Source organism: Streptomyces sp. NBC_00086 (assembly GCF_026343255.1).
In the GTDB taxonomy this organism is placed as follows: Bacteria; Actinomycetota; Actinomycetes; order Streptomycetales; family Streptomycetaceae; genus Streptomyces.
Genome location: NZ_JAPELZ010000001.1, coordinates 444,696 through 471,407 on the forward strand (window position 1 = coordinate 444,696; position 26,712 = coordinate 471,407).

Below are 26,712 nucleotides of genomic sequence, written 5' to 3' on the forward strand. Positions count from 1 at the left end.
GGGGCGGGACGAACAGGTCGGTCGGCCATCGGGCGGGCGAGGAGGCGGGCAGGCGGGCCGGGTGGGCCCGATGCCGTGGCGCCGCCCGGGTGCGGGCGAGGCCGGTGCCGCGGTCAGCGGCGGGTCAGGCGCAGGCGGATGCCCTGCGGGTCCAGGGCCGCGGGGAGCGGGCCGTGGGGGTCGAGCACGGGCCGGACGGGCCGGACCCGGTGTCCGCGCAGCACCTCCGCGCAGAGCGCCGCGGTGACCAGCAGCCCCAGCTGTTCGCCGGGGCACCGGCCGCCGGCATGGCTGAACGGGGCCATCCGGACGTCCCGGTCCGCTTCGCGGGAAGCCCACCGGCCCGGTACGAAGACGTGCGCGGCGGGCACGTGCTCGGGGTCGCGCTGGTGGAACAGCACGGGCAGCACCACACAGGTCCCGGCGGGATGCCGCACGCCCCGCCATTCGGTTTCGGCCCGGGTGATCCGTATCAGGTCGGGCACGGCCGGATAGAGGCGCAGCGATTCCCGGACGCAGGCGCGCAGCCGGGGCAGCGCGCCCTGCGCGGAGCCCTGTGTCCATCCGGCGGCGCGGGCCTCGGCGGCGACGGCGTCCTGTTCGGCCGGGTGCGCGCCGAGCAGCAGCAGGGTGCGCAGCAGGACGCCGGGGACGAGGTCGAAGGCGGCCAGCCACTGGCGGACCTGCCCGACCGGGTCCGCCGGTGGCAGGCCCGCCCCGGGCCGGTCCGGCCCGCCGAGGGGGTCCGCGTGGCGGCGGGCCCGCCCGATGAGGGTGTGCGGCTCCGCGAGGTCGGCGTACGCGGCGATCCGCGCGCCGGCCCTGTCGTGGGAACGCCCGAGCCTGCGGCCGAGTTCCGCGTCCTCGGCGGCCGCGTCGCCGAGGACGATGCGCCGGGCCGCGCGGGCCACGGAGTGGCGTACGCGGGCGAGTTCGAGGGAACCCCCCGCCGTCAGGCGCCGGGCCTCGTCGGTGAGGACCGAGAGGAACGCCCCGCACGAGGGGTGCATGGTCAGCCCCGCGGCGAGCACCGACTCGTCGACCGCCCGCCGCCCGGCGCGCGACCCGGCGTGGGCGCAGCTGCCGTCCGCCTCCGCGGCGGGCTGGACGGGGGAGCCGACGGGTTCGGCGTAGAACTGCCGGATGTCCTGCGGATCGAGGATGAGCAGGACGGTGCCGGTCAGCCCCCGTACGAGCACGGGCGCCCCGCCGTGCCGCTCGCGCAGGGCCCGCAGGGTGGCGGCGGACCAGCGCGGCCGGCCGGGCCCCGCGTGCCCGCGCACCGCACGGGGCCGGACGCTCACGAAGCCCCGTACCAGGGCGGGCAGCGCGTGCGCGGCGGCGAACCGGGCGCTCTCGCCGCGCCCCGCACCGGCCGTCATGCGGGGGCCTGGGCGGCCGGGGCCGGCGGCGTGCGCGCCCCGCGGGCGGTCTCGTGGGCCGTACGCATCCGTGTACCTCCACGCAGCCTGGACTCGACGTTCGGTGACCTCGCGCTCACCGTACGTCGACCGTCCCGGGTCCGCGCCCCGAGGACCACGAGGGGGGTACGCAGGGGCCACGGGCGGGCTAGGGGCGCCTCCGGGCGGGCTACGGGCGGGGCGGGGATCCCGGTTCGAGGTCGGCATCGGGGTCGAGTTCGAGATCGACGAGCAGTGCCGCGACCTCCGGACCGGCGGCGAGGTAGTCCGTGAAGGTCGCGTTGTTCAGGGCCCGCGGGGAGCGTCCGAGGCGGACCAGGCCGATGGCGGCGGCCGGCGCCAGGCCACCCTCGACGAGGCACTGGGCGACGACCAGGCCGGAGCGGTTGTAACCGGAATGGCAGCGCACCAGGACCCGCCGTCCGGAGTCGAGTGCGACACGGGCGGCGCGGGCGAGGTGGAGGACGGTACGCAGCTGCGCGCCCGTGAGCGGGCGTCCGGCATCTCGTGCACCAGGTGTTCCACGCGCGGGTCGGGGCCGTGGCCCGGGCGGCTGAAGAGGCTGACGACGAGGTCGAACTCGGCTCCGACGACGACCGGCCGCAGCTCTCCGGCCGGGTCGGTCCAGTAGTGGCCGCCCATCCACAGGCCGGGGGTGATCTCGTCCCAGGGACTCTGCGGACCGGGCATGTCACGGTCCTTCCGGCGGGTCTTCTTCATCGGACTCCGAAGATACAACCACCTTGTGCCGTCCGTGACTTCAGGCGAAGGCCGCTTCCCGGAAGGCCGTACGGAGCGGGGCCGACGGGGTGGTGGGGAGGAGGACCGCCCAGCGGCGCCCGCCCGGGGAGAGCCACAGGGCCGGGCCTTCGCCGTGGGACCAGGACCCGTGTGCGGCGGGGTGCCAGAGGAGGCCCCGGGCGGGTAGCAGTTCGCCGGTGCGGATGCGGAGCGACTGCGCCGTCCAGGCCCGGCTGACGGGGCCGCCCGCCGGGGCGAGGAGGTGACTCAGGAACCGGCCGAGGTCGGCGACGGGCGCACGCAGGGTCCCGTCGGCGGTGAAGCCCGTCCGGGTCATGCCGAGCGGCGCCCAGACCCGCGCGGCGGCGACCCCGGCGAGGGGGCCGCCGCACAGCCGCTCGGCGAGCGCGAAGAGGGCGGGCGACACCCCGGAGCCGTGGGTGAGCAGGTGGTGCGCGGTGGTTCCGGCGGGCAGGCCGTCGCCCGCCCCGTAGGCGGTCAGCGGGGTGTGCAGGGCCAGCTCCCCCGCGTCCACGAGCATCCCGATGACGGGCCACACGGCGAGCACGCCCGCCAGAGCGCCGACATCGGGGGCGGTGTCGGGGTCCCCGGCCTCCACCACCGCGTCCGGACCGTCCGCGCCGCCGACGGCCCAGCCGGCCCCGGGGTCCGCGTCCCGTACGAGGGCCGCGATCCGGTCGACGCCGCCGGCCGGAGCCTGCTGCGTGACCGGCTCGTGCTGCTCGGCCTGCCCGGTCTGACCGGCCCGCCCGGTCTGATCGGCCCGCCCGGTCTGATCGGCCTGTCCGGCCCGGTCGCTCTGGAGCGTCATGGTCAGCCACGGTACGGCGCCCGCCGCACCCGTCCCGCGCGTCGCGCGGTCCGGCCGCGGCGGGCCACCCGAATGCCCCGCGGCCCGCCCGGCACCGCCGGCCCGGGAATGTGGGGCCCCGGCCCGTGCGGGCCGCAGGGGCCCGGATCCGTACGCCCGGTCCCGTACGCCGCCCCCCGCCGCCGGCTGCGACCCGTACGCCGGTTCAGGCCCCGCCCACTGCGCCCACCGCGTCCGCCCCCTCCGCCGGCGGCTCCGCCCGGATGCCCGTGACGACCACGGTGATCAGGCAGAACGCGATGAGGATCTCCGCCCAGAGGAAGGCGAGGTAGTCGAGCAGACAGCCGATCGGCGGTGTGCCCGGGGCGGTGTTGCGAAAGGCGGCCAGCGCGAACAGGGTGGCGGCCATCCAGCCGAGGGCGGGCCAGGTGAGCCCCTTGCGGCGGGTGACGAGGTACCAGCCGCCGATCAGGACGGACACGGCGAGCGCCCACATCGCGATCATCATGAAGACCGCGAACACGAGCACGCTGTTGGAGCGGGCCACCCCGATGTCGAGGACGGCCGCGCCGTCGGCCGCCGTCGAGGCCTCCACCGTGGACGAGAAGAGCACGTCGTTGTTGGAGAACAGGACCCGCACCGGAACCTTCTCGTGGCCCAGTACGGCCGCGAACTCCACGTCCGCCCCGTAGGCGTCGAAGGGGTAGTCCGTGATGGAGCCGCCCGTCATGGCCACCGGCACGTCCAGGGTGGAGATGCGCTGGTGGGCCTTGAAGGACAGGTCGCCGCGGGTGGCCGTCGAGGTCTGGAGGGTGAGGTCGTCGGCGGGTGCGATCCCGCCGGCCTCGGCCAGCGCCCCGCGGGGCGTGACCAGGACCCGCAGCACCAGCTCGCGCCCGGCGGCGTCGACGCGCTGGATGGTCGCCTCCACGTCCACCCGGTCGGGATCGGCCCGGCCCGCGGTGTGGACGGTGTCCTGGGCCTGGCGTTCGCCGAACTGCAGCCAGGCCCCCACGCCGACCGCCGCCACGATCGCGAGCAGGAGCAGACCCGGGAGCAGCGGGAAGCGGCGCCCGGACGGACGGCGTCGCACAGCGCTCACGCGGCGGGCTTGCCGGGCTGGTCGTGGGTCGAGCAGTGGATGCCACCGCCGCCCGAGGCGATCGTGTCGATCACGACGGGGACGATGTCCCGCTTGGGGAAGTGTTCCTGCAGGATGCCGCGGGCCCGGTCGTCGGCCTGGCGGTCCCCGAACTTCGGCATGAAGACGGAGTCGTTGGCGATGTAGAAGTTGGCGTAGGTCGACACGAAGTCGTCGCCCTCTCCCGTGATCTTGTCCAGGTCGGGCTGCGGCAGGTCGATGATCTCGAACTTCCGGCCGCGGGCGTCCGTCGCCTTCGAGAGGACCGACTTCGCCTGGTCGGCGGAGCGGGACCAGGAGTCCTTCGGGGTGTTCGGGTGGGCGCGGTCCAGCAGGACGACACCGGGCGCGGCGAACCGTACGAGGCTGTCCACGTGGGCGTCGGTGATGTCCTCGCCGCGCACGCCGGCCAGCCAGACCACCGTCTCGACGCCCAGGGTCTGCTTGAGCTCGGCCTCGATCGTGTCCCGGCTCTTGCCGCGGTTGCGGTTGTCGTTGACGATCGAGCTCTCGGTGATCAGCAGGGTGCCCTCGCCGTCGGTCTCGAAGGAGCCGCCCTCGGCCACCAGCGGAGCCTGGACCCGGGGGATCCCGTACTTCTGGAGCAGGAGGCGGCCGACCTGGCCGTCGTTCTTGTGCTCCTGCTTGTTGCCCCAGCCGTTGAAGTTGAAGTCGACGCCGATGACCTTGCCCTGCTCCTCGACGAACACCGGGACGGTGTCGCGGGCCCACAGGTCGTCCACGGCCAGCGGGATCACCTCGACCTCGGAGCCGCAGGCCTTCTGCGCCGCGGCCACCTGCTCGGGCCGGGCCATCATGACGACCGCCTCGTACTTCCCGACGGCCCGGGCGATCCGGGCGATGTCCTCGCGCACATAGCGCAGGTCCTCCATCCAGACCGCGTCCAGCGCGGGCCAGGCCATGAAGGTCCGGGTGTGGCTCTCCCACTCGGCGCCGAGCCGGCGCTCGGCACCGGCCGGGGAGGCCTGGGGGGTGCCCGCGGGGGCGTTGGAGCGCGGGGCGCTCGGCGAAGGGCCGCAGGCGGTGGCCCCGAAGGCGAGTGCGCCGAGCCCGGCGAAGGTGCGGAGGGCGGTCCGGCGTGTGGGGGGCAGGTGGGACACGGGGAACTCCGATCGAGGACTGGCGGGACGACTGCGTCCGGCCAGGACGGGCGCGGGAGGCACGGCACGGGCCGACCGCCCCGGGCCCCTGAGACAAGGGTGCGCCCTCCGTCCGCGAAGGGCCGTGACGCGGGGCGGGTGGTGCGGGCACGTGTCGCCCACTCTGGCACTGACTGAAAATTCAGTCAATTCATGGCACGATGCGCGCAGGGCCCCTGCCGCATCGCGGCGCATCTCGCATCGCTTCGTTGAAAGAGCCACCGCATGAGCCACCCCATGTCCGAGCAGCACTCCGGCGCACAGCCGGCCCGTACGGCACTGTCCGCGGACGATCCGCAGGAGATCGGCGGCTACGCCCTGCACGCCCGGCTCGGCTCCGGCGGCATGGGCGTGGTCTACCTGGCCCATACGCCCGGCGGCCGCCCCATCGCGCTCAAGGCCGTCCGCAGGGAGCTCGCCTCCGATCCCGAGTTCCGCCGGCGGTTCGCCCAGGAGGTGGCCAGCGCCCGCCGGATCCACGGGCTGTTCACCGCCCAGGTGATCGATTCCGGGGTCGAGGACCCCACGCCGTGGCTCGCCACCGCGTACGTGCCCGGTCCCTCGCTGCACGAGGTCGTACGGCGGCACGGGCCGCTGCCGGTGCACACGGTCCTGCTGCTCCTGGCGGGCATAGCCGAGGCGCTCCAGGCCATCCACGGGGCGGGCGTGGTCCACCGCGACCTGAAGCCGGCCAACGTGCTGCTCGCGGGGGACGGCCCCAAGGTGATCGACTTCGGGATCGCGCGCGCGGCCGACGCCGCCGCGCTCACCGGTACGGGGCTGCGGATCGGCACGGCGGCGTTCATGGCGCCCGAGCAGGCGCTCGGCCATCCGGCGACCCCGGCGACCGACGTCTTCGCGCTCGGGACCCTGGCCGCGTACGTCGCGTGCGGGATCGCGCCCTTCGGGAACGGGCCGGAGTCCAGCGCCCTCTACCGGGTCGTCCACGAGCATCCCGATCTCACCCGGGTGCCGGACGAGCTGTACGCCCTCGTCTCCTGGTGCCTCGCGAAGCATCCCGAGGACCGTCCGCAGCCGGCCGAGCTGATCGCCTCGGTGCGGGCGCACCCCCTGGTGTGCGGGCGGCCGGAATTCACCGACGGCTGGCTGCCCCGGCAGGTCCGTGAGGAGCTCGGGGGCGGGGGCGACACCGTGTGGCCGTCCGCCCCGGAGCCGTTCCAGGCCACCAGGACGGCGACCGCCCGTCCGGGCCCGGCGGGCCCCACCCCGACCGCCCCCGGGCAGGCCTTCCCCGGGCCGCGCACCGATTCCGGACCCTGGCCGGGCGCACAGGCACCGGCACCCACACCCGCACAGGCACCGGTCCCCGCACTCGCACCCGCGCCCGCACCGGCCCCCGCTCCGGCACCCGCCCCCGTCCCGAGCCACGGCCGGCCGGCCCGCGGGCGCCGGCTCCCGCTGCTTGCGACCCTCATCGTGACCGGCACCCTGCTGGCCGCCGCCGGCGCCGTGTACTACCTGGACGCCCCCACGGACGGGACCCCCGTCACCGGTGGCACCCCCGTCACCACCCCCACCGCCCCCACCGCCTCCTCGCCCACGGCCACCCCCGGCCCCACCCCGCCCGACCCGGCCGCCGGCTACCTGCCCGGCTACACGAAGACCAAGCTCACCGCCCCCGACTCCGGATACGAGTTCGACCTGAAGGCCGGCAAGGTGGTGCCCGCGGAGACGGCCGCCTGGTACCTGGCGCGCGAGGGCCAGGCCCTGGTCCTCTCCGAGGAGTCGGACTCCTTCGTGTCCGACTCCGGGGAACTGACGGTGGCCGCCTGCCTGCACGGCATCGAGACCCGCCCGGCCGCCGATCTGTCCTTCGCCGCACTCGCGAAGTCCCGGCCGTTCTGCGTGCGCAGCCCGGACCGGAGCGAGATCGCGATCGTGAGACTGGTCGAGGCCCCGGCCGACGAATCCGCCACGATCCTGGTGGACCAGTACCGCCGGAGCTGACCGGCCCGTGCGGCCCCGAAACCCGGATGACGGCGGCTCGTGGATTCGGCAGGATCGCCGCATGCCCCTACTGCTCCCGCCCCGTGTCACCGCGTCCGCCGCCCGGCTCCGGGACGCGGCGCACGCGCGCGGGCTGGCCACCGTACAACTGGACGGCTTCGCCGTGCCCGACGGGCTGCGGGCCGACCATCTGCATGCCGGGCCGCGGTTCGCGGATGCCGTGGCCCCCGGGCTCGGGATCGGCCTGCTCGAGGCTCCGTCCGACTGGCTGGCGCGGCTGCCCCGGGAGTTCACCGGGCGGGAGGTCCTGCTGATGCCGATCCGCGAGGCGTACGGGCTGCGCCGGCCCGTCTTCGTGAAGTCGCCGAACGACAAGAACATCCCGGCACTCGTCTACGCCGACGGCTCCCGCCTGCCGGGGCCGGACGCGGTGGATCCGGGGACGGAGGTGCTGGTCAGCGACGTGGTCCGGTTCACGGCGGAGCATCGCGTGTTCCTGCTCGACGGGGCCGTGCACACCGCGAGCCGCTACGCCGAGGACGGCCGCCTCAGCCTCGGCCCGGCCTCGGCCGGCGCCCTCGCCTTCGCGGCCGGCCTGCCCTTCTCCACCCTCCCGTCCGCGATCGTCGTCGACGTCGGCGTCACCGACGGGCGCTGGTCGGTGATCGAAGCCAATGCCGCGTGGGCCAGCGGAACGTACGCCTGCGACCCGGGGCAGGCCCTGGACGTGGCCCTGCGTGCGGCGGCCCCGCTCCGCTCCTTCGCCGACCGCGACCGGAAGTTCCTCCGATGACCACCGGGGGCTGACGGCGAAGGGCGGGGCGCCCGGAGGCGCCCCGCCCGTTGTGCTGCCGCCAGGGTCAGCTCTTGTCCGGGCGGTCCGTCACGCGCAGGGAGTTCAGCAGGGGTTTGCCGAAGCCGGTGTGGGTGACGAAGCGGATGTTCAGGGTGCCGTCGGTGACCGTGACCGTATAGGTGCGGGTCAGGGCCGTGTACGTGCCCGCCTCCAGGGAGACGTCCAGTGAGGGCAGTACCTGGGTGCCCTCCGCCAGTACGTCGAAGACGCGCTTGTTCGGCTTCGTGGAAGAGAGCTCCGCGAAGCCCAGTTCCACGGTGTAGGTGCCGTTCGGGACGGCGTCGAAGCGGTATTCGTACATGCCCTCACGGGCGTTGCGGAAGAGCTTCTGGTCGGCCGTGCCCGCGATCGTACGGCTGGTGGACTGGGCCGAGCTGCTGCCCTGGTAGCCGTACGAGCCCGCCGTGTACTTGCGGTCCGGGGACCAGCCGTCGCCCAGCGAGTCCGTGCTCGCGCCCGTGGCGCCGGCGTCCAGGGCGACCTGGTAGCGCGGGACGACGAGCTTGACGGGGACGGTGAGCACCGGGGTCCGGCCGCTGGCCGAGGTGATCTTCAGGTCGGCCGTGAGGACGGTGCCCGGGGTCAGGCCCGTGGTGTCCACCGCCAGGGTGAGCGGGGCCTTGCCGCCCGTCGGGAGGTCGCCCGAGCCCGGGGTCGCCGTCAGCCAGGCCGCGTCCTCGGCGATGGTGAAGGCCGTGCCGAGACCGGGGTTGGTGAGGTCGAGGGTCCGCGTCCGCTTCTGGCCGGGCGGCAGGACGATCTCCACGGCCGGCTTCGCCGGGGTGACCTTGCCGGTGCGCAGGGACCGGGTGACCGACGTGACGTCGGCCGCCTTGACGTCCACGGTCGCCGACACCGGCTCGTACTGGGCGGCGGTCAGCGCGAGTTCCCGCGCTCCCGACGGGCTCTGGACCACGTACCCGCCGTCGGCCGCCGTGGTGGCGGAGACCGCGGTGGCGCCCGTGCCGACGGTCACGGTGGCTCCGGCGATGCCGTTGCCGTCGTTCGCGTCGAGCACCCGGCCCGCCACCACGCCGCTCTTGGTGGTGCGGAAGGAGACGGACAGGCCGTCCGTGATCACGGGCGTGTTGAAGGAGTACCGGTAGGCGTCGGTGCCCGTCGCGTTCTCCACGCCGATGGTCGCGGTGGAGCCGCCCTTGATGCCGGTGCCGCCGGTCCCCTTGTAGGCGTACCGGACGGTGCCGTCCTCGCCGATCGCCGCCGAGAAGGAGAACTTGTCGGACTGCGCCGACCAGTGCGACACCTCGCGCCACTCGATGACGTAGGTCCGGTGCGGCGCGGTGCCGGTGACCGCCGTGAAGACCCCGGACCCGCTGCCGGCGGCGCCGACGACCAGGTCGTCCCAGAAGGGGTACAGCGCCGCGTTGGGCGTGGCCGCGCTCGGGATGTCCCCGTTGATGTCACCGGTGTTGTTGCCGCCGAAGCTGACGGTGCCGTTCGTGCCGATCCAGGCCTGCCCGTACGTCTTGCCGTACAGCGGCAGCGGGAAGGGCAGGTCGACGCGCTCGGTGGTGTTGTCGCCGGTCAGCGCGAGCTGCCGGTCCCCCGGCTGGTACGGGCCGGCGCTCGAGGTGGCGCAGGCGTAGCCGTAGGTGTCGGTGCGTTCGGGGAGGTTCACCGCGACGGTGGTGTCCCCGGCGAGGGTGACCTTGGCCGTGCCGCCGGTGAGGCAGCGGGAGGAGTGGGTGGCGTTCACGTCGTACGTGCCGTGCGGCAGGGTGACCTCGAAGCGGCCCTGCGCATCGGTGGTCGCGGTCACCGGGGTGTCCGCGACGGTCACCGCGGCGCCGGCCACGGGGCCCGCGGCCGAGGAGACGGTGCCCGTGAGCTTCCCGGAGTCCGCCTGGACCAGGTCGATGTCGCCCGTGGCGGTGGCGTTCTCGGTCACCGACACGGTGGCGCTCTGCTGCCCGTACCCGAACTTCGAGGCGGTCAGCGCGTAGTCGCCCACGGACAGGGTGGTGAAGCGGTACGTACCGTCGGCCGCGGTGGTCGCCGTACGGTCGATCGGTCCGTCGGCGACGACCTTCACGCCGGCGACGGGCTGCCCGCCGGAGCGCACGGTGCCGCCGAGGGCGCCGATCGCGCCGCGCGGGGCGGCGTTGACGGCGGCGAGGACGTCGAGCTTGCCTTCGCCGAAGACGTTGTTGTCGGCGGCGGTGCCGCCGCACTGGCTGCTGTCGGTGTCCAGGGCGGTGCCGTCCAGCAGGGCCGTGGTCTGCGCGATGTCGCCTTCGAGGGCGGGCGCCGCCGACCAGAGCAGGGCCACGGCCGCGGCCGTGTGCGGCGAGGCCATGGAGGTGCCGGAGAAGGACGCGTACGCGCCGCCGGGGACGGAGGAGCGCACGTTCACGCCGGGGGCCGCGATGTTCGGCTTGAGGATTCCGCCGGGGCCCGCGCCGCGCGAGGAGAACGAGGCGATCGCGCCGTTGATGTCGAAGGCGCCGGAGCTGTAGGAGGCGGCGTAGTCGCCGGGCGAACCGCTGGTGGTGCAGCCCGGGCCGGAGTTGCCGTTGGAGAAGGCAGGGAAGATGCCGGCCGCGCGCCAGGTGTCGACGATCTCCTGGTACCAGGTGTCCCCGCCGGGGCCGCCCCAGGAGTTGTTGACGATGTGCGGGGCCAGGTCGGGCCGCGGGTTCTGGCCGTTCAGGTCGGTCGGCGCGACGATCCACTGGCCGGCCGCGAGGAGGGAGCCCTCGGAGCAGGAGGTGGTCTCACAGCCCTTGGCCGCGATCCACTTCGCTCCCGGGGCGACACCGGTCTTGTTGGCGCCGCCGTCGTCGCCGACCATGGTGCCCATCGTGTGGGTGCCGTGGTCGTTGTTGTCGCAGGGAGCCGCGGTGGGGCAGACCCCGGCCGGGTCGAACCAGTTGTGGTTGTGGTCGTAGCTGCCGTCGGCGCTCCTGCCGCGGTACTGATGGGCCACGGCCGGGTGCGTGTGGTCGACGCCGCTGTCGATGTTGGCGACGACGATGCCCTCGCCGCGCACGCCGAGCTGGTCCCAGACCTGCGGTGCCTTGATCCGGTCGATGTTCCACTCGACGGCGTCGGCCGCGGCCTGCTCCCGCTTGCCCTCCGCCGGCTTCGGCAGGTCGACCTTGTCGTCGGCGTCGATCCGGGAGACCTCGGGGCGCTGGGCCAGGGCCCCTGCGAGCTTCTCGGTGCCGACGACGCGGACCGCGTTCACGATCCAGTACGAGGTGTACTCGGCCTTCGCGCCGTCCAGGGCCTTGATCACCTCGGCCTGGCTGCGCGCGGCATGGTCCTTCTTCAGCCGCAGGACCGTTTCCGCCTTCGCCGTGCGGGTCTGCTGTCCGCCTGCGGAGGTGAGGTCGGCGGCGCTGTCGAGATAGACCCAGAAGACGGCCTTCGCGGAGCCGTCGAGCTGGGCGCGGAGAACGGGTTCGATCTTGCGCTCGGCCGCGCCCGGGGCGGGCCCGGGGTCGGGCGCGGCGGCTGCCACGCCCGCACCGAGGGGCAGCAGCAGGGCCGCGGTGAGGGCGGCGAGCCCTGTGCGCAGGGGTCGTAATCGTGAGCGGGAGGCTCGTCGGGTGTCGCTTCGTGCCACGTGTGGTCTCCTCGTACGCCGTGTGCAGGTCGTGCGGAAAGGGTGTGCGTGACGTGCGCGGGCCATGGTGCGGGTGATGTCATGCTCCGTACAAGAGTGCCTAATGAGCCGACCGCCTCCGCCGGGTGGCTGTTCCCGGCCGGGCGGGCCAGCCTGGGGGGATGACCGATCCCGCATCCCCGCCGCCCTCCCCCGGGGTGCGGCTCGGTACCGCGCAGGGCCGGTGGATCGTACTGACCACCGTGCTCGGGTCCGCCATGGCGCTGCTGGACTCGACCGTGGTCAACGTGGCCCTGCCCGCCATCGGGCGGGATCTCGGCGCCGATCTGGCGGTGCTCCAGTGGACGGTCAACGCCTACCTGCTGACCCTCGCGGGCCTGATCCTGGTCGGCGGGGCGCTCGGGGACCGGTTCGGGCGGCGCCGGATCTTCGTGCTCGGGGTGGTGTGGTTCGCGGTCGGCTCCCTGCTGTGCGGGATCGCGCCGAACGCCGGGGTGCTCATCGCCGCCCGCGCCCTGCAGGGCATCGGCGGGGCGCTGCTGACGCCCGGTTCCCTCGCGCTGATCCAGGGCTCGATCCATCCCGGCGACCGGGCCCGCGCGGTGGGCCTGTGGTCGGGTTTCGGCGGGGTGGGCGCGGCCGTGGGTCCGTTCCTGGGCGGCTGGCTGGTGGACGGGCCGGGCTGGCGCTGGGTGTTCCTGCTGAACGTGCCGGTGGCCGCGCTCTGTGTCCCGGTCGCGCTGCGGCACGTACCGGAGTCGCGGGATCCGGCGGCGCACGGGCGGTTCGACGTGGCCGGGGCCGTCCTCGGCGCGGCCTCGCTGGCGCTGCTGACCTATGCGCTCATCGAGGCCCGGTCGGGCGCCGCGCCCGTGGTGGGGGCCGCCGTGGGAGGCGTGCTGCTGGCCGGGGCCTTCGTGGTGGTCGAGCGGCGGCGGGCCGACCCGATGGTGCCTCCGGACATCTTCTCCTCGCGCCTGTTCACCGCCGTCAACCTGGTCACCCTGTGCGTGTACGCGGCCTTCGGCGGCTTCTTCTTCCTCGTGGTGCTCCAGCTCCAGGTGGTGTCCGGGTACTCCGCCCTCGGAGCCGGGGCCGCCCTGCTGCCCACCACGGCCCTGATGCTGCTGCTGTCGGCCCGCTCCGCGCAGCTCGGGGAGCGGATCGGGCCGCGGATCCCGCTCACCTTGGGGCCGCTGCTGTGCGCGGCGGGGATGCTGCTGATGCTGCGGGTGGGCCCCGGGGCCCCGTACGTGCGGGACGTGCTGCCGGCGCTGCTCGTGATGGGCCTGGGCATGGCGGCCCTGGTGGCTCCGCTGACGGCCACCGTCCTGTCCTCGGTGGACCCCGGGCGGGCGGGCCTGGCCAGCGGCATCAACAACGCGGCCGCGCGCGCCGCCGGGCTCCTCGCGGTGGCCGCGCTGCCGCTGCTGGCCGGCATGGGACCGGACGCGTACCTCTCGGCCGGGGCCTTCGACGCGGCCTTCGGGCGGGCGATGCTCTGGTGCGCGGGGATCCTGGTGGCCGGAGCCGCCGTGGCCTGGGCGACCGTACGCTCCCCCGCGCCCGGGGCGTGTCACCCGCAGTGCCGCACGAACTGCGCGGTGACCGCTCCGCCGCTCGAACCCCCGGGAGCGGCGGAGCGGTGACTTCCATCCGCCGGGCCCACCCCTACCAGGGGCTCGGCGCCGGCGGGGTGACGACCGGCGGGCGGTCGTCGCAGGTGATGGTGTTGGGCAGCTCCCAGCCCGCGAACCACGGGCCGGTCGTGCCGCCGCCGTCGTTGCCGCCGCGGTCGAGGAGGCTGAACTCCGAACCGGTGGCGGGGAAGTTGAAGGAGCCGCAGTTGTTGACGCCGACGGCCCCGACGCCCCGGGCGTCGACGTTCTCGAAGCTCGCCGAGCCGGCCACGCGGGCGCTGACCACCGAAGTACCGGTGCCGTCGACCCGGATGTCCTTGAAGTGGACGTTCTCGATGCGGACCTTGTCCTTCACCGGCCAGTCGCTGACCAGCATGATCGCGTTGTAGGTGCTGTCGAGGAAGGAGTTGCCGGTGACCTGGATGTCGGCCTGGTCGATGCTGCGGTCCAGGGCGTAGAACCAGATCGCGCCGAGCCCGATGTTCCAGTTCAGTTCGTACGTGCCGGCGCGGACGGTGGTGTTGCCGTCGAGGCGCAGGCCGCCGGTGAAGGGTTCGGCTCCGAAGCGGGAACCGACGTGCAGGGCGCTGCCCTCGCGGACCGGGTCGGCGACGAGGTTGGCGGTGACGGTGGTGTCGGCGCCGCCGTAGATGGCGATGCCGTTGGCCAGGGTGGGGCTCTGCACGGTGTTGTGGTCGAAGGTGTTGCGGGCGTTCGTGGTCTTCTCGGCCCACATCGCGAGGCCGTCGTCGCCCGTGTTGCGGACGAAGTTGTCCTGGACGAGGGAGTCGGTGACTCCGGTGTGGAAGTTCAGGCCGTCGGCGATCTGGTCGGTGATGACGTTGCGGGTGACCTTCACGTTGCTCATCGGGCCGTCGAACCAGAGGCCGACCTTGGTGTGGTGGATGTAGAGGGAGTCGATGGTGGAGTCGCTCATCGCGCCGCCGACGCCGTTGACCTGGTCGGTGTCCACCCGTTCGCGGACGTCGCCCTCGATGGCGAAGCGGGAGAGGTGGACGCCGCGACTGCCGCCGTCCGCGGCCTCCTTGCCGTAGAAGCCGACGCCCTTGCCCTTGACGGTGGTGTACCAGCTGCCGGCGCCGGTGAGGGTGACCCCGTCCACGATGATGTGGCGGTTGACCTGGTAGGTGCCCGGCGGCAGGTAGACCGGGAGCCGGTGGCGCTTGGCGAAGGCGATGGCCCGGTCGATGGCGTCGGCGGAGTCCCGCCGGCCCGTCGGGTCGGCGCCGAAGAGGAGGGCGTTGGCGGCGGTCGCCTCCACGTGCGGGGCGCCGACGCGCTGCGAGTCGAGCAGGTCGATGACCGTCCAGGCGGCGGGGCTCCCGGCCGGGACCGTGAGCCGGATCGTGTCGCCCGCCCGGTAGGTGCGGCCCAGGAGCAGGCGCTGCTCGTCGTACATGTGGGTGGGGCGGAACGGCTTGGCGATGACCGGGGCCGGGGTGGTGGCCGCCGGGACGCAGCCGCACTCGGTGATCCACCAGTCGGGGTGCAGGAGGTCTGCCTGCGGGTCGTTGCTGAAGGGGTACTGGTTGTACAGCCAGGAGTACTGCGAGGTCAGCGTCATGGAGCGGCGGTTCTTGCCGTTCACGGTGACGTCGAGCGGGGCGGTGATGCCGCCGCCGGCCGGGGCGTCGGGGAGGCTGTAGCGGACGGTGACCGCGTCGGCCGCCGCGGGCAGGGTGAACTCCACGTACTGGCCCGGCACCAGTCGGACCGCCTTGCGGCCGGAGGCTTCGGCGGGCAGCGAGTAGGCGGTGCGGTCGGGGCCGATGAGCGCGCCCGTGGTGACGGCGTTCTCCGCCTCCTGCTCGGCGAAGTCCACCCGGGCGCCGCGGCCCTCGGCCAGTGCGGGGTCGAGGGCGGCCCGGGTGACGGCCGTGGGTGCCGCGGGGTCCGCGGCGGGCCGGGCCGATGCCGGGCCCGCGCCCAGCGCGCCGAGGCCGAGGGCGGACACGGTGATCGCCGCCAGGACGGCGGCGGCACGTGCGGGGACGGCTCTTCTGCTCGCGGCGGGGCTCGCGGCTCTTCTTGGGGGCATGGCCGGGACAGTAGGACCGCAAACGCAAACACGGCAAGGGTCATGCAGGAATCTTCTTGTTTCTGTCGAGTTTTTCCACTGATCCGTGGTGTGGCAGACGCTCGCGCCGCGGCCTACCGTGGAATCGGGAGGGCCTCATGTGCTGGAGCGCGACGGCCGATCTGACGGCGGGCACGGTCATCAGCGCCGTCGGGATCGCCTGCCTGGTGCGGACCCGGCGCGCCCGGGACCTCCCCCTCGCCGCGCTCCCGCTGATCCTGGGAGCGCACCAGCTGATCGAAGCCGCCGTCTGGAACTCCGGGGGCGGCTGCGGCACGGCCACCACCGCCTGGGCGGTGATCGCCCTCCCGCTGCTGCCCGTATGGGTGCCGCTCGGGGTGCTCCTCGCCGCAGAGCCCGAGCTCAGGCCCCGGCTGCGGTGGCCGGCCGCCACCGGCGCGTACCTCTCCTCCTGCCTGGCGACCCGCCCGGTGAGCGCCGAGCTCCGCGGCCACACCCTCGGGTACGGGGTGGACGTCCCCTGGATGCCCCTGGCCCTGGCGGGCTATCTGTTCGCCACGCTCGGCGCCCTGCTCCTCTCGGGGGACCGCCGCCTGCGCCTGCTCGGCCTCCTCATGACGGCCGGGGCCCTCGTCTGCGCCGCGCTGTGGCGGCTGGAGTTCGCTTCGACCTGGTGCTCCTTCGCCGCGGCCGCCTCGACGCTGATCCTGGTCTGGACCGGCGGCCGTGCGCGTTCCCCTTCTGTACGCGCGGACGCCCGGCGGGGTGCGCAGAGCCTGTAACACCGGCCCGGACGCAGAACAGGAGCACCCGCCGAAGGTAAAAAGATTCGGGCGCCGGCCACGGGCCCACCTTGCGGTTTGTCGCTTTTCAGCCTCGGAGCCCACCGGATGCAGCCACGGCGGAGTGGCGGGGTGGGGCGAGAGTCCCGCCGCCTCGGGGCGGCGGGACTTCTCGTAACGCGTTCGACTTCTGACGTGGTGGATTCGGTCGTACACACCTCACCCGAGGGCCGCTTCCGCCGAGCGCTTCCGTCACTCCGGGAGCACCGGCCATCCACAGCGGGTCGTCGTTCCCAGCGTCCGATGGGACCTTCAACTCCCTTCCACAGGGCCCGAATCGGCACCTCGCGCGGCCGCCTCCGACGAAAGATGCCTTGACGTATCTAGTGACTTCGCAAGCGCTCGGCAGTAGAACTCGTTCTCATTCCGCCTAGAGTGAGGAAGCTCACATGAGCGACAAAGGCCTGCACAAAACGAACCAGAACGGCGTCTCGCGCCGAGGATTTCTCGGTAGAACGGGTTCCATCCTGGGCGCAATGGCCCTTGCCGGTCAGATCGCCCCGTCTCAGGCCCAGGCCGCCACGGCCGGCGCGGCCGCCGCCGGCCCCATCGACAACGGAGCGCACGTACCGGCCCTCGTGATCGGTACCGGATACGGCGGTTCCGTCGCCGCCCTGCGGCTCGCCCAGGCCGGCGTGGACGTCCACATGATCGAAATGGGCATGGCCTGGGACACCCCCGGCTCGGACGGCAAGATCTTCTGCAACACGACCACCCCGGACTACCGCGCCTACTGGCTCCGCACCAAGACCAAGGCGCCGCTGAGCAACTTCCTGGGCTTCCCCATCGACAAGGCGGTCCCGCGCTACACCGGCATCCTGGACGCCGAGGAGATGGGCGGGATCATCGTCTACCAGGGCCGCGGCGTCGGCGGCGGCTCGCTGGTCAACGGCGGTATGGCGGTCACCCCGAAGCGCGCGAACTTCGGCGCCGTCCTGCCGACGGTGAACGCGGACGAGATGTACAACACCTACTACCCGCGCGCCAACGCGGGCCTCGGGGTCAGCCTGATCGACCCGGCCTGGTTCGAAAGCGTCGACTGCTACCAGTTCTCCCGCGTCGGCCGCAAGCACGCCCAGCGCGCCGGGTTCCCCTTCGTCTTCGTCCCGGACGTGTACGACTGGGACTACATGAAGCAGGAGGCGGCCGGGACCGTCCCCAAGTCCGCCGTCGCCGGAGAGATCCTCTACGGCAACAACGCGGGCAAGAAGTCCCTCCAGCAGACCTACATCGCCCAGGCCAAGGCCACCGGCAAGGTCACCATCTCGCCCCTGCACAAGGTGACCTCGGTCTCCCCGGCCTCCGGCGGCGGGTACACGGTCGTCATCGACCAGATCAACACCACGGGCGACACCGTCGGCACGAAGACCGTCGTCGCGGACAAGGTGTTCTTCGCGGCCGGCAGCGTCGGCACCAGCAAGCTGCTCGTCCGGCTCAAGGCCACCGGCGCCCTGCCCAACCTGAACAACGAGATCGGCAAGGGCTGGGGCGACAACGGCAACGTCATGTGCGGCCGCGCCAACCACATGTGGGACGCGACCGGCAAGGTGCAGGCTTCCATCCCCTGCGGCGGCATCGACAACTGGGACGCGGGCGGCGCGTTCGCCGAGGTGGCGCCGCTGCCGACCGGCATCGAGACGTACGCCTCGTTCTACCTGTCGATCACGAAGAACCCGAACCGCGCGGAGTTCACGTACAACGCCTCCACGGGCGGGGTCGAACTGAACTGGCAGACGGCCTGGAAGGCGCCGTCCATCGCCATGGCGAAGACCATCTTCGACAAGATCAACTCGAAGGAGGGGACGATCTACCGGACCGACCTCTTCGGCACCAACAAGATCTGGGGCGACCACCTCACCTACCACCCGCTCGGCGGGGCGGTCCTGGACAAGGCCACCGACAACTACGGCCGCCTGCACGGCTACACCGGCCTGTACGTCATCGACGGCGCGCTGATCCCCGGCAACACCAGCGTCAACCCGTTCGTCACCATCACGGCGCTCGCCGAGCGCAACATCGAGAAGATCATCGCCACCGACCTCTAGGGGCGGCGGAGCGCACGAAGACCGGGGCCGTCGGATTCTCCGACGGCCCCGGACCCGTGTGCGCACCGCACGCGCTCCGCGCTCAGTGGCCCGGCAGCACGCAGACGCTGTCGAGGCCCAGCACGTGGTTGAGCCGGCCGAAGGCCAGCCAGGAGCCGATGCTCATCGTCAGCTCCACGATCTCCACCTGGCTGTAGCGGGCCGTCATCCGCTCCCAGAACTCCTCGTCCAGGCCGTGGTGGTCCAGGCAGTACCGCTCCGCGTACTCCGCCGCGAGCCGGGTGCGCTCGTCGAAGGCCTTCGTGGTGCGCCACTCGGTGACGGCCTCGGGGAACTCGTCCTCGACCTTCTCCCCGTCCCGGTCGGTGCGCCAGTCCAGGCAGAAGATGCAGCCGTTGATCTGCGCGACGCGCAGCCGTGCCGCTTCGAACTCCCGCAGCCCCAGGGTGGTGTGGGCGTAGACGGACAGCGAGAAGTTGGCGGCGGCCATTCCGATGCCGGGGACCAGATCGCCCCACACGTACTCGATGGGGTGCTGGCCTTCGGGTATGTCGATCTTCATGACAGTTTCCTTCCGAGTTTGCCGACGGCGGGGCGCAGGGGGACGTCCAGGGCGTCGTAGAGCCCCGGTTCGGCTTCCACCAGCCAGTCGATGGCTCCTACGAGGCGTCCGACCGCGGTGGCGTTGCCGCCGGCGGAGCGGTTCTCTCCCTCGTCGGTGGCCTCGATGGTGACCTCGATGTGCGGGCGGCCCTCGATGATCACCCGGTGGGCGCCGTCACCGCCGTCGGGCGGGGTCGGCCAGTCGGGGGCGCAGGAGGCGTGGATGCGGGTGACGTGCTCGATGACGATGCGGGGTTCGCCCTCGACGATCCCCTGCACCTCGAAGCGGATGGCGCCCTGGGTGCCTCCCTCGAACTCCCCCATCGTGCGCGTGGTGACGGTGGTGTCGAGGGCGCGGCGCTCCACGGTCTCGCGGATGTCGTCGAGTTCGACGCCCAGCGCCCGGGCCATCATCCGTATCTGGCCGCCCCACACCATGGTCGGGATGGAGGGCATGAGCATCATCGGCTCGTAGTCCATGGGCTGGCCCATGCCGATGAGGTAGCGGACGGAGTCCGGCTGGTCGTAGGTGGAGTAGTCGAAGATCTCCTGGCAGCGGATGACGTCGATCCGGGTGCCGAGCCCGCTGAGCAGCAGCGGGAGCACGTCGTTGCCCCATCCGGGGTCGACGCCGGAGGCGAAGAGCGAACCGCCGCCCTCCGCGACCGCGGCGGTCACCGGATCGAGGAACTCCGGCGGGGCGCTGCGGTAGTCGTAGAGCGGATAGAGGGCGGGGCTCACGACGACGGCCCCGGAGCGGATGGCCCGGGTGATGTCGGCGAGCGCGTCGTCGGGGCGGATGTCGCCGGACGCCGCGTAGACGACCGCCTGCGGGCGGGCCGCGAGGACCGCCTCGATGTCGTCGGTGGCGGCGACGCCCGTCTCGTAGTCGAGTTCGCCGAGCTCACCGGCGTCGCGGCCGACCTTTTCTGGATTGTGGACGATGACGGCGGCCAACTTCAGCGCCGGATGGGCCTCTACGGCACGGATGGCCAAACGGCCGACGTTGCCGGTACCCCAGACAACCGTGGAAATCATGCGCGGAGGGTAGCTTCAGGACCTGTAGGTTCCTAGAGCCGTGTACGGAAATTCCGGCCCGCTGTCACTGGTTTTGCGCACCCAGGACAAACAGCAAGTAAACGAAGAACGCGAACAAATGGCCTACGAACAAGTAGGCGATGAGCCGGATGATGAGACCGCGCGGGAACTTCGACTGCTGTGCTTGCGGTGCGTGCTGCGTGTCCTGCGTATCGGGCATGGCGTACGGCTCCTCGCCTATCGGTGGTGTGTGGTCGCGCCCGTGCCGGTGCCGCCGCCGAGGCACAGGCCGGCGAGGCTGCTCTGCAGCAGGGTGTGGACGAACAGCAGCTCCGCCCCGGCGGCCGAGGCCGCGCCGATCCGGTGCGCGGTGAGCGAGTCGAAGTGGGCGCTGTCCCCGGGCTCCAGCAGGTACTCGGTCTCCCCCAGGTGCAGCCGCAGCCGCCCCTGCAGCACGTAGAGCCACTCCTCCCCGGGGTGTACGCGGACCAGCTCGCCCTGGCTGCGGCCGTGCGGGACGTGCACCCGCAGCGCCTGCATCCCGCGGCCGGAGCCGCCGGCCTGCCAGTACGTCCAGCCGTCCGCCTCGCGGGCGCCCGGACCGCCTGCCCGTACGATGGGATCGGCGACGGCCGGGGTCTCCCCGAGCAGCTCCGAGACCGTCGTGCCGTACGTGCGGGCGAGTCCGAGCAGCAGCGGCAGCGAGGGCTGGCGGCGGCCGGTCTCCAGTCGGGACAGGTGCGCCGGCGAGAGCCGGGCCCGGGCGGCGGCGGCCTCCAGGGTGAGTCCGGCCCGGCGGCGCAGATCGCGCAGCTGCGGGGCCACGGTGGGCAGCTCGGCTTCGGCGGGGCCGGGGGCAGGACCGGTTGTCATGCCCCGATTGAGCCAGACTCTTACCTCCCTGGCAATCCGCCTTGCCTCTCAGGCAAAACCCTTACGCGGCGTCGTCGGGTCCGGGTGGCCCGCCGAGCACTGTCTCCACGGTGTCCGCGTCCTGGGCCCGCTTGTCGGGGCGGTGCCGCAGGACGCGCGCGAAGCGCAGGGCGACCCCGGCCGGGTAGCGGGGGGAGCGCTGCAGGCCGTCGTAGGCGATCTCCACCACCAGTTCGGGGCGCACCCGGACCGTGTGGCCGTCGTCCTCGACCGCGAGTTCGCCGAGCCGCTCGGTCTGCCAGCGCAGCATCTCGTCGGTGAGTCCCTTGAAGGTCTTGCCGAGCATGGCGTAGCCGCCGTCGGCGGTCCGGGCGCCCAGGTGCAGGTTGGACAGGAGGCCGGTGCGGCGGCCGTGGCCCCGCTCCACGGCGAGCACCACCAGGTCCAGGGTGTGCACCGGTTTCACCTTGAGCCAGTGTTTGCCGCGCCGGCCGGCCGCGTAGGTGGAGTCGAGGGCCTTGAGCATCACGCCCTCGTGCCCCCGGCGCAGGGTCCGCGTCCAGAACTCCTCCGCCTCGGCGGCCTGCCCCGCAGGGTCCTCGACCACGAGCCGGCCGACCCGCCACTCCTCCGGCACCAGGGCGGTGAGCTCCGCGTACCGCTCGCGCACCGGCAGGTCGAGGAGCACCCGGTCGCCCGCCGCCAGTACGTCGAAAAAGTAGGGGACGACCGGGAGGGTCCGCCGGGCGGCCTCGACGTCGGCGCGGGAGCCGACCCGGCTCGCCACCTCCTGGAACGGCACCGGCCGCCCGTCCGCGGCAGAGCGTCCGATGACCTCCCCGTCGAGGATGAACCGGTCCCCCGGAAAGGACCGCGCCAGTTCGGCCACCTCCGGCAGCCGGTCGGTGATCTCGTCGAGGGAGCGCGTGTACACCCGTACGTCGTCCCCCTCGCGGTGGACCTGCACCCGGATCCCGTCGAGCTTCTCCTCCACCGCACACGGCCCGAGCGCGGCCAGGGCCTCGGCCACCGACTTGGCGGTGTTCGCCAGCATCGGCTGTACGGGCTGCCCCACGCGCAGGGTGACCTCGCGCAGGGCCGCCGCCCCGTCGGCGAGCACGGCCGCCGCCACCCGGGGCAGGGAGCCGTCGAGCATGGCGGCCCGGCGGAGGGCCGCCGCGGGCACCCCTGCCGCGGCGGCCACCCCCTCCAGGGCCACGGCATCGAGCGCACCCTGGCGCACCTCCCCGCCGAGCAGGCTGCGCAGGAACCGCTGCTCGGCCTCGGTGGCCGCGCCGAGCAGACCGTCCAGGATCCGGCGGCGCTCGGCCTGGGCGCCGGCCCCGGACACGGCGGCGAACCGGGTCACGGCCTCGTCGACGGCGGTCACGGTCAGGGTCGGCTCGGCGGCGGGTTCGCTCTCCCCGGCGAGCGCGCGCCAGCCGATCCCCGGGCGGCCCTGGGGCAACCGGCCCGCGAGGTAGGACACCACCAGCGCGGCCTCCTCGGCGGGCGCGGCGGCGAACAGCTCCGCGAGCAGAGCGGTCTTCCCCGACCTGCCGGAGGTTTCGGCAACCGCCCGGGACACACGCGCAACCTCGGCCAGCAACATGCGGCCATCCTCCCGCCGCGCGGCCTGCACCGCAGCCCGGCACAGCCGGCCCCGCCGTCGCTTGAGGCGCAGGGTCCGGGGCGCAGCCCTGCTCATCCACCCCCGCCGGCGCTTGAGACGCAGGGTCCGGGGCGCAGCCCCGCTCATCCACCCCCGCCGGCGCTTGAGGCACGGGATCCGGGGCGCAGCCCCGCTCATCCACCCCCGCCGGCGCTTGAGGCGCAGGGTCCGGGGCGCAGCCCCGCTCATCCACCCCCGCCGGCGCTTGAGACGCAGGGTCCGGGGCGGAACCCTGCTCATCCAGCCCCGCCGGCGTTTGAGGCGCGGGGTCTGGGGCGGAGCCCCAGTTTCGGGAAGGGGCGGGGTGGGGAAGGAAACGCCCCCGGCCCGACCCCGCCGGGCTTTCCACCCCCCCGGTCCGTCCCGGCCCCCGGCCCCCGGCCCGGACTCCCGGTCCCGGCCACCGCACCGGCACGGCACCGGCACCGGCTCCGGCCCGCCGCGTACCGCAGGCGCGGTATGCCGACCGCCCGGCGTAGTCCTTGAGGACGTCCGCAGTTCAGCCTGCGGGAGCGCGGCCGCCGACGGCCTGGCGCTTAGGGTTCCCGTATGAAGCTCCGACTGCCCCGGCGCCGCCGAACCCGCCTGCTCGCGGGCGCGGCCGCGCTCGCCGTCGTCGCGGGGGCGGGCACCCTCACGGCCACCGCCGCGGCCGGCGACGCCCCGTCCGTGCGCCGCGAGGACAAGGTCCTCGACATGCCCGGCGCCGGGATCGACATCTCGTACTTCACCAGTGGGGACACCACGGGGGACGGTGCGGCGAAACGTCCCGCCGTGCTCCTCGCCCACGGTTTCGGCGGCAGCAAGGAGGACATGCGGCCGCAGGCCGAACGCCTCGCCCGCGACGGTTACGCCGTGCTCACCTGGTCCGCGCGCGGCTTCGGCCGCTCCGGCGGGAAGATCGGGCTGAACGATCCCGAGTACGAGGTCAAGGACGTCTCCCGGCTGATCGACTGGATCGCCGCCCGGCCCGGGGTGCGCCTGGACGCGGCCGGGGATCCGCGCGTCGGAATCGCGGGCGGCTCCTACGGCGGCGCGATCTCACTGCTCGCGGCCGGCAACGACCCGCGCGTGGACGCCATCGCCCCCTCGATCACCTACTGGAACCTCGCGGACTCCCTCTTCCCGAACGGCGTCTTCAAGAAGCTGTGGGCGGGCCTCTTCTTCACCACCGGTTCCGCGGGCGGCCTGCAGCCCGGCGCCTCCGCCCAGGGCGCCGCCCCGCAGGCGGCCCCGGCCGCGCCCGGCTGCGGACGCTTCCAGCCGGAGCTGTGCGCCATGTACGAGCGGGTCGCGGTGGCCGGCAAGCCCGACCCCGAGGCCCGCACGCTGCTGGAGCGGCGCAGTCCCTCGGCGGTCGGCGGCGCGATCAAGGTGCCGACCCTGATCACGCAGGGCCAGGACGACTCCCTCTTCCCGCTGGACCAGGCCGATGCCATGGCCCGGGCGATCGCCGCCAACGGCGCGCCCGTCTCCGTGGACTGGGCGGCCGGCGGGCACGACGGGGGCATGCGCGAAGCGGACCGCGTCGAGGGCCGGGTGCAGACCTGGTTCGACCGCTACCTCAAGGACGACGCCTCCGTGGACACCGGTCCCGCCTTCCGCGTCTCGCGCTCCGGCGGCATCGACTCCACCGACGGCCGGGTCACGCTGCGCGGAGCGAGCGGCTCCACCTATCCAGGGCTGCTGTCCGGGCCGCGCGAGTTCGCCCTGACCGGCCGGGAGCAGACCTTCGCCAACCCGGCGGGCGGGGCGCCGCCGGCGCTGTCCGCGCTGCCGGGCATCGGCGGGCAGCTCGCCGCCCTCGGAGGCGGCCTCTCGCTGGACTTCCCCGGGCAGAACGCCCGGTTCGACTCGGAGCCTCTGACCGCCGAAACCCGGATCACCGGGACCCCGACCATCACCCTAAAGGTGAGGTCTACAGCTGAGGACGGTTCGGCCGTCCTGTTCGGCAAGGTGTACGACGTCGGCCCCGACGGGCGCCAGCAGGTGCTGCCCAGTCAGCTGGTGGCCCCGGTGCGGGTGGAGGACGCCCGGCAGGACAAGACCGTCGAGCTGCGGCTGCCCGCGATCGACCACGCCGTCGAGGCCGGGCACCGGCTACGGCTCGTCGTCGCCGCCACCGACCTCGGCTACGCCTCCCCGGCCGCGCCCGCGGCCTACACCGTCTCGGCGCAGGGCCCTCTGGCCGTGCCCGTCGCGGGCGGGGTGCGCACGGCGTCCTCCGGGCTGCCCGCCTGGACCTGGTGGATGCCGCTCGGGGCCGCGCTGCTGGCCGCGGGGCTGGTGGGGATCCGCAGGACCGGCCGGGGGCCGGGCGGGATCCGGGCGGGCGCACCGCAGCCCGACCCCGCGCTGGCCGACGTACCACTGGAGATCACGGGGCTGACCAAGCGGTACGCCAAGGCGCAGGACCGCTACGCCGTACGGGACCTGTCCTTCCGGGTGGAGAAGGGCCAGGTGCTCGGCCTGCTCGGACCCAACGGTGCGGGCAAGACCACGACCCTGCGGATGCTGATGGGCCTGATCACTCCGGATGCCGGGGAGATCCGGGTCTTCGGGCACCAGGTACGGGCCGGCGCGCCCGTGCTCTCACGGGTCGGCGCCTTCGTGGAGGGTGCCGGTTTCCTGCCGCACCTGACGGGGCGCGCCAACCTGGAGCTGTACTGGCAGGCCACGGGCCGCCCCGCCGCGGACTCCCACATGGAGGAGGCCCTGGAGATCGCCGGGCTCGGCGACGCCCTGGAGCGGGCGGTCCGCACGTACTCGCAGGGCATGCGCCAGCGCCTCGCGATCGCCCAGGCCATGCTCGGCATGCCGGACCTGCTGATCCTCGACGAGCCGACCAACGGTCTGGACCCGCCGCAGATCCGCGAGATGCGCGACGTGATGATCCGGTACGCGGCCGGCGGGCGGACGGTCATCGTCTCCAGCCACCTGCTGTCGGAGGTCGAGCAGTCCTGCACGCACCTGGTGGTCATGGACCGCGGCCGGCTCGTCCAGGCGGGCGAGGTCGCCGAGATCACCGGCGGCGGGGACGTCCTGCTGGTGTCGCTGGCGCAGCCGGTGGACGAGGCGGTCGTCGGGAAGATCGCCGCCCTGGAGGGAGTGGAGTCCGTGGCGAGCGCCGAGGACGGTCTGCTCGTACGGCTGGACGGCGCGAGCGCCGCCGAGCTGATCGCCGAACTCGTACGGCTGGAGGTGCCGGTGTCCGGAGTGGGACCGCACCGGCGGCTGGAAGACGCGTTCCTCACCCTGATCGGAGGCGCGGCATGAACACCGTGACGGATGTGGACGCGAACGGGAACGGGGCGGGGAACGCGGACTCGCCCGCGAACGGCGACGTGACGCCGGACGGCATCGGCCGCGAGGTCGCCCACGGCTACCGGGCCGGCCGGACGCTGCCGCTGCGCGTGGAAGCGCTGCGGCAGTGGCGCCGGCGGCGGACGCTGGTGATGGGCGGGATCCTGGCCGCCCTGCCCTTCATCCTGATGATCGCGTTCGCGGTCGGCGGCGGCCCCGGCAGCCGCGGTGGAAACGACGGCCGGATCACCCTCATCGACACGGCGACGGCCTCGGGCGCGAACTTCGCGGCCACCTGCCTGTTCGTGTCCGCCGGGTTCCTGCTGGTGGTGCCGGTGGCGCTGTTCTGCGGGGACACGGTGGCCTCGGAGGCCAGCTGGTCCTCGCTGCGCTACCTGCTGGCCTCGCCCGTGCCCCGGGCCCGGCTGCTGTGGAGCAAGCTGGTGGTGGCCCTCGGGTTCAGCCTGGCCGCGATGGTCCTGCTGCCGCTGGTGGCGCTCGCGGCGGGTACGGCCGCCTACGGGTGGGGGCCGCTGGAACTCCCCGCGGGTGGTTCGCTGCCGGCCGGGGACACGATCGGGCGGCTCGCCATCGCCGTGGCGTTCGTCTTCGTATCGCAGTTGGTCACGGCCGGTCTGGCGTTCTGGCTGTCGACGCGCACGGACGCGCCGCTGGGCGCGGTGGGCGGGGCGGTCGGGCTGACGATCGTCGGCAACGTGCTCGACGCCGTGACGGCGCTGGGGTCCTGGCGGGAGTTCCTGCCGGCGCACTGGCAGTTCGCCTGGGCCGACGCCTTGCAGCCGCAGCTCGAATGGGGCGGGATGATCAAGGGGACGGTGGTGTCGGTGTCGTACGCGGTGGTGCTGTTCGCCCTCGCGTTCCGCGGGTTCTCCCGCAAGGACATCGTGTCCTGAGGACCGGTGGCTGAA

General features: G+C 73.5%; 18 protein-coding genes and 1 pseudogene. 7 read left to right on the forward strand and 12 right to left on the reverse strand.

Annotated elements, in window-relative coordinates:
* Window positions 1-113 precede the first annotated feature (113 nt).
* From OG276_RS01960 to OG276_RS01980, 5 genes and pseudogenes are all read right to left on the reverse strand, one after another.
* Complete coding sequence (locus OG276_RS01960; RefSeq protein WP_266902043.1) at window positions 114-1,382, reverse strand: cytochrome P450; 1,269 nt, start codon at window positions 1,380-1,382, stop codon at window positions 114-116.
* 208 nt (window positions 1,383-1,590) lie between these two features.
* Window positions 1,591-2,111: pseudogene (locus tag OG276_RS01965) on the reverse strand (protein phosphatase).
* Window positions 2,112-2,181: 70 nt separating this feature from the next.
* Window positions 2,182-2,994, reverse strand: coding sequence for a hypothetical protein (locus tag OG276_RS01970; RefSeq protein WP_266902045.1), 813 nt, complete (start codon window positions 2,992-2,994; stop codon window positions 2,182-2,184).
* 205 nt (window positions 2,995-3,199) lie between these two features.
* Window positions 3,200-4,096, reverse strand: coding sequence for a DUF4436 domain-containing protein (locus OG276_RS01975; protein WP_266902047.1), 897 nt, complete (start codon window positions 4,094-4,096; stop codon window positions 3,200-3,202).
* Window positions 4,093-5,256, reverse strand: coding sequence for an agmatine/peptidylarginine deiminase (locus tag OG276_RS01980; protein WP_266902050.1), 1,164 nt, complete (start codon window positions 5,254-5,256; stop codon window positions 4,093-4,095). The genes OG276_RS01975 and OG276_RS01980 overlap by 4 nt, the downstream gene beginning before the upstream one ends.
* A gap of 276 nt (window positions 5,257-5,532) precedes the next feature.
* On the opposite strand from OG276_RS01980, the gene OG276_RS01985 reads away from it, so the two are divergent.
* Entirely contained in the window at window positions 5,533-7,263 is a 1,731-nt protein-coding gene (locus tag OG276_RS01985) for a serine/threonine-protein kinase (protein WP_266912467.1), read from the forward strand.
* Between the two features lie 61 nt (window positions 7,264-7,324).
* Window positions 7,325-8,056 carry an ATP-grasp domain-containing protein gene (locus OG276_RS01990; protein ID WP_266902052.1) on the forward strand — a complete coding sequence of 244 codons (732 nt, stop codon included), beginning with the start codon at window positions 7,325-7,327 and terminating at the stop codon, window positions 8,054-8,056.
* Window positions 8,057-8,123: 67 nt separating this feature from the next.
* Here the strand turns inward: OG276_RS01990 and OG276_RS01995 are convergent, their stop codons facing one another.
* Window positions 8,124-11,708: a S8 family serine peptidase gene (locus OG276_RS01995; RefSeq protein ID WP_266902054.1), complete on the reverse strand. Its 3,585-nt coding sequence runs from the start codon at window positions 11,706-11,708 to the stop codon at window positions 8,124-8,126.
* Between the two features lie 161 nt (window positions 11,709-11,869).
* Here OG276_RS01995 and OG276_RS02000 point away from each other — a divergent pair, with 161 nt between their 5' ends.
* The gene (locus tag OG276_RS02000; protein WP_266902056.1) at window positions 11,870-13,357 is read left to right on the forward strand and encodes an MFS transporter; all 1,488 of its coding nucleotides are present in this window, start codon (window positions 11,870-11,872) and stop codon (window positions 13,355-13,357) included.
* Window positions 13,358-13,379: 22 nt separating this feature from the next.
* Here OG276_RS02000 and OG276_RS02005 read toward each other — a convergent pair whose 3' ends face one another.
* The gene (locus OG276_RS02005) at window positions 13,380-15,407 is read right to left on the reverse strand and encodes a glycosyl hydrolase family 28-related protein (RefSeq protein WP_266902058.1); all 2,028 of its coding nucleotides are present in this window, start codon (window positions 15,405-15,407) and stop codon (window positions 13,380-13,382) included.
* 137 nt (window positions 15,408-15,544) lie between these two features.
* Here OG276_RS02005 and OG276_RS02010 point away from each other — a divergent pair, with 137 nt between their 5' ends.
* Both OG276_RS02010 and OG276_RS02015 read left to right on the forward strand, forming a co-directional pair.
* Window positions 15,545-16,189, forward strand: coding sequence for a DUF6629 family protein (locus OG276_RS02010; protein WP_266902060.1), 645 nt, complete (start codon window positions 15,545-15,547; stop codon window positions 16,187-16,189).
* Between the two features lie 449 nt (window positions 16,190-16,638).
* Window positions 16,639-18,294, forward strand: coding sequence for a GMC oxidoreductase (locus OG276_RS02015; protein WP_266902062.1), 1,656 nt, complete (start codon window positions 16,639-16,641; stop codon window positions 18,292-18,294).
* A gap of 82 nt (window positions 18,295-18,376) precedes the next feature.
* On the opposite strand, the gene OG276_RS02020 is transcribed toward OG276_RS02015, so the two are convergent.
* The 5 genes from OG276_RS02020 to OG276_RS02040 form a co-directional block, all read right to left on the reverse strand.
* Window positions 18,377-18,856, reverse strand: coding sequence for a carboxymuconolactone decarboxylase family protein (locus OG276_RS02020; RefSeq protein WP_266902064.1), 480 nt, complete (start codon window positions 18,854-18,856; stop codon window positions 18,377-18,379).
* Window positions 18,853-19,935, reverse strand: a complete 1,083-nt coding sequence (locus OG276_RS02025; protein WP_250738009.1) for a dihydrodipicolinate reductase — start codon at window positions 19,933-19,935, stop codon at window positions 18,853-18,855. The genes OG276_RS02020 and OG276_RS02025 overlap by 4 nt, the downstream gene beginning before the upstream one ends.
* A 64-nt stretch (window positions 19,936-19,999) precedes the next feature.
* Entirely contained in the window at window positions 20,000-20,155 is a 156-nt protein-coding gene (locus OG276_RS02030; RefSeq protein WP_266902070.1) for a DUF6126 family protein, read from the reverse strand.
* Window positions 20,156-20,172: 17 nt separating this feature from the next.
* Entirely contained in the window at window positions 20,173-20,808 is a 636-nt protein-coding gene (locus OG276_RS02035; protein WP_266902072.1) for a helix-turn-helix domain-containing protein, read from the reverse strand.
* A gap of 61 nt (window positions 20,809-20,869) precedes the next feature.
* Window positions 20,870-22,420, reverse strand: coding sequence for an ATP-dependent DNA ligase (locus tag OG276_RS02040; protein WP_266902074.1), 1,551 nt, complete (start codon window positions 22,418-22,420; stop codon window positions 20,870-20,872).
* A gap of 609 nt (window positions 22,421-23,029) precedes the next feature.
* Between OG276_RS02040 and OG276_RS02045 the strand changes: the two genes are divergently transcribed.
* Window positions 23,030-25,756, forward strand: coding sequence for an alpha/beta fold hydrolase (locus tag OG276_RS02045; protein WP_266902076.1), 2,727 nt, complete (start codon window positions 23,030-23,032; stop codon window positions 25,754-25,756).
* Entirely contained in the window at window positions 25,753-26,697 is a 945-nt protein-coding gene (locus OG276_RS02050; RefSeq protein ID WP_266902078.1) for an ABC transporter permease, read from the forward strand. The genes OG276_RS02045 and OG276_RS02050 overlap by 4 nt, the downstream gene beginning before the upstream one ends.
* Window positions 26,698-26,712 lie beyond the last annotated feature (15 nt).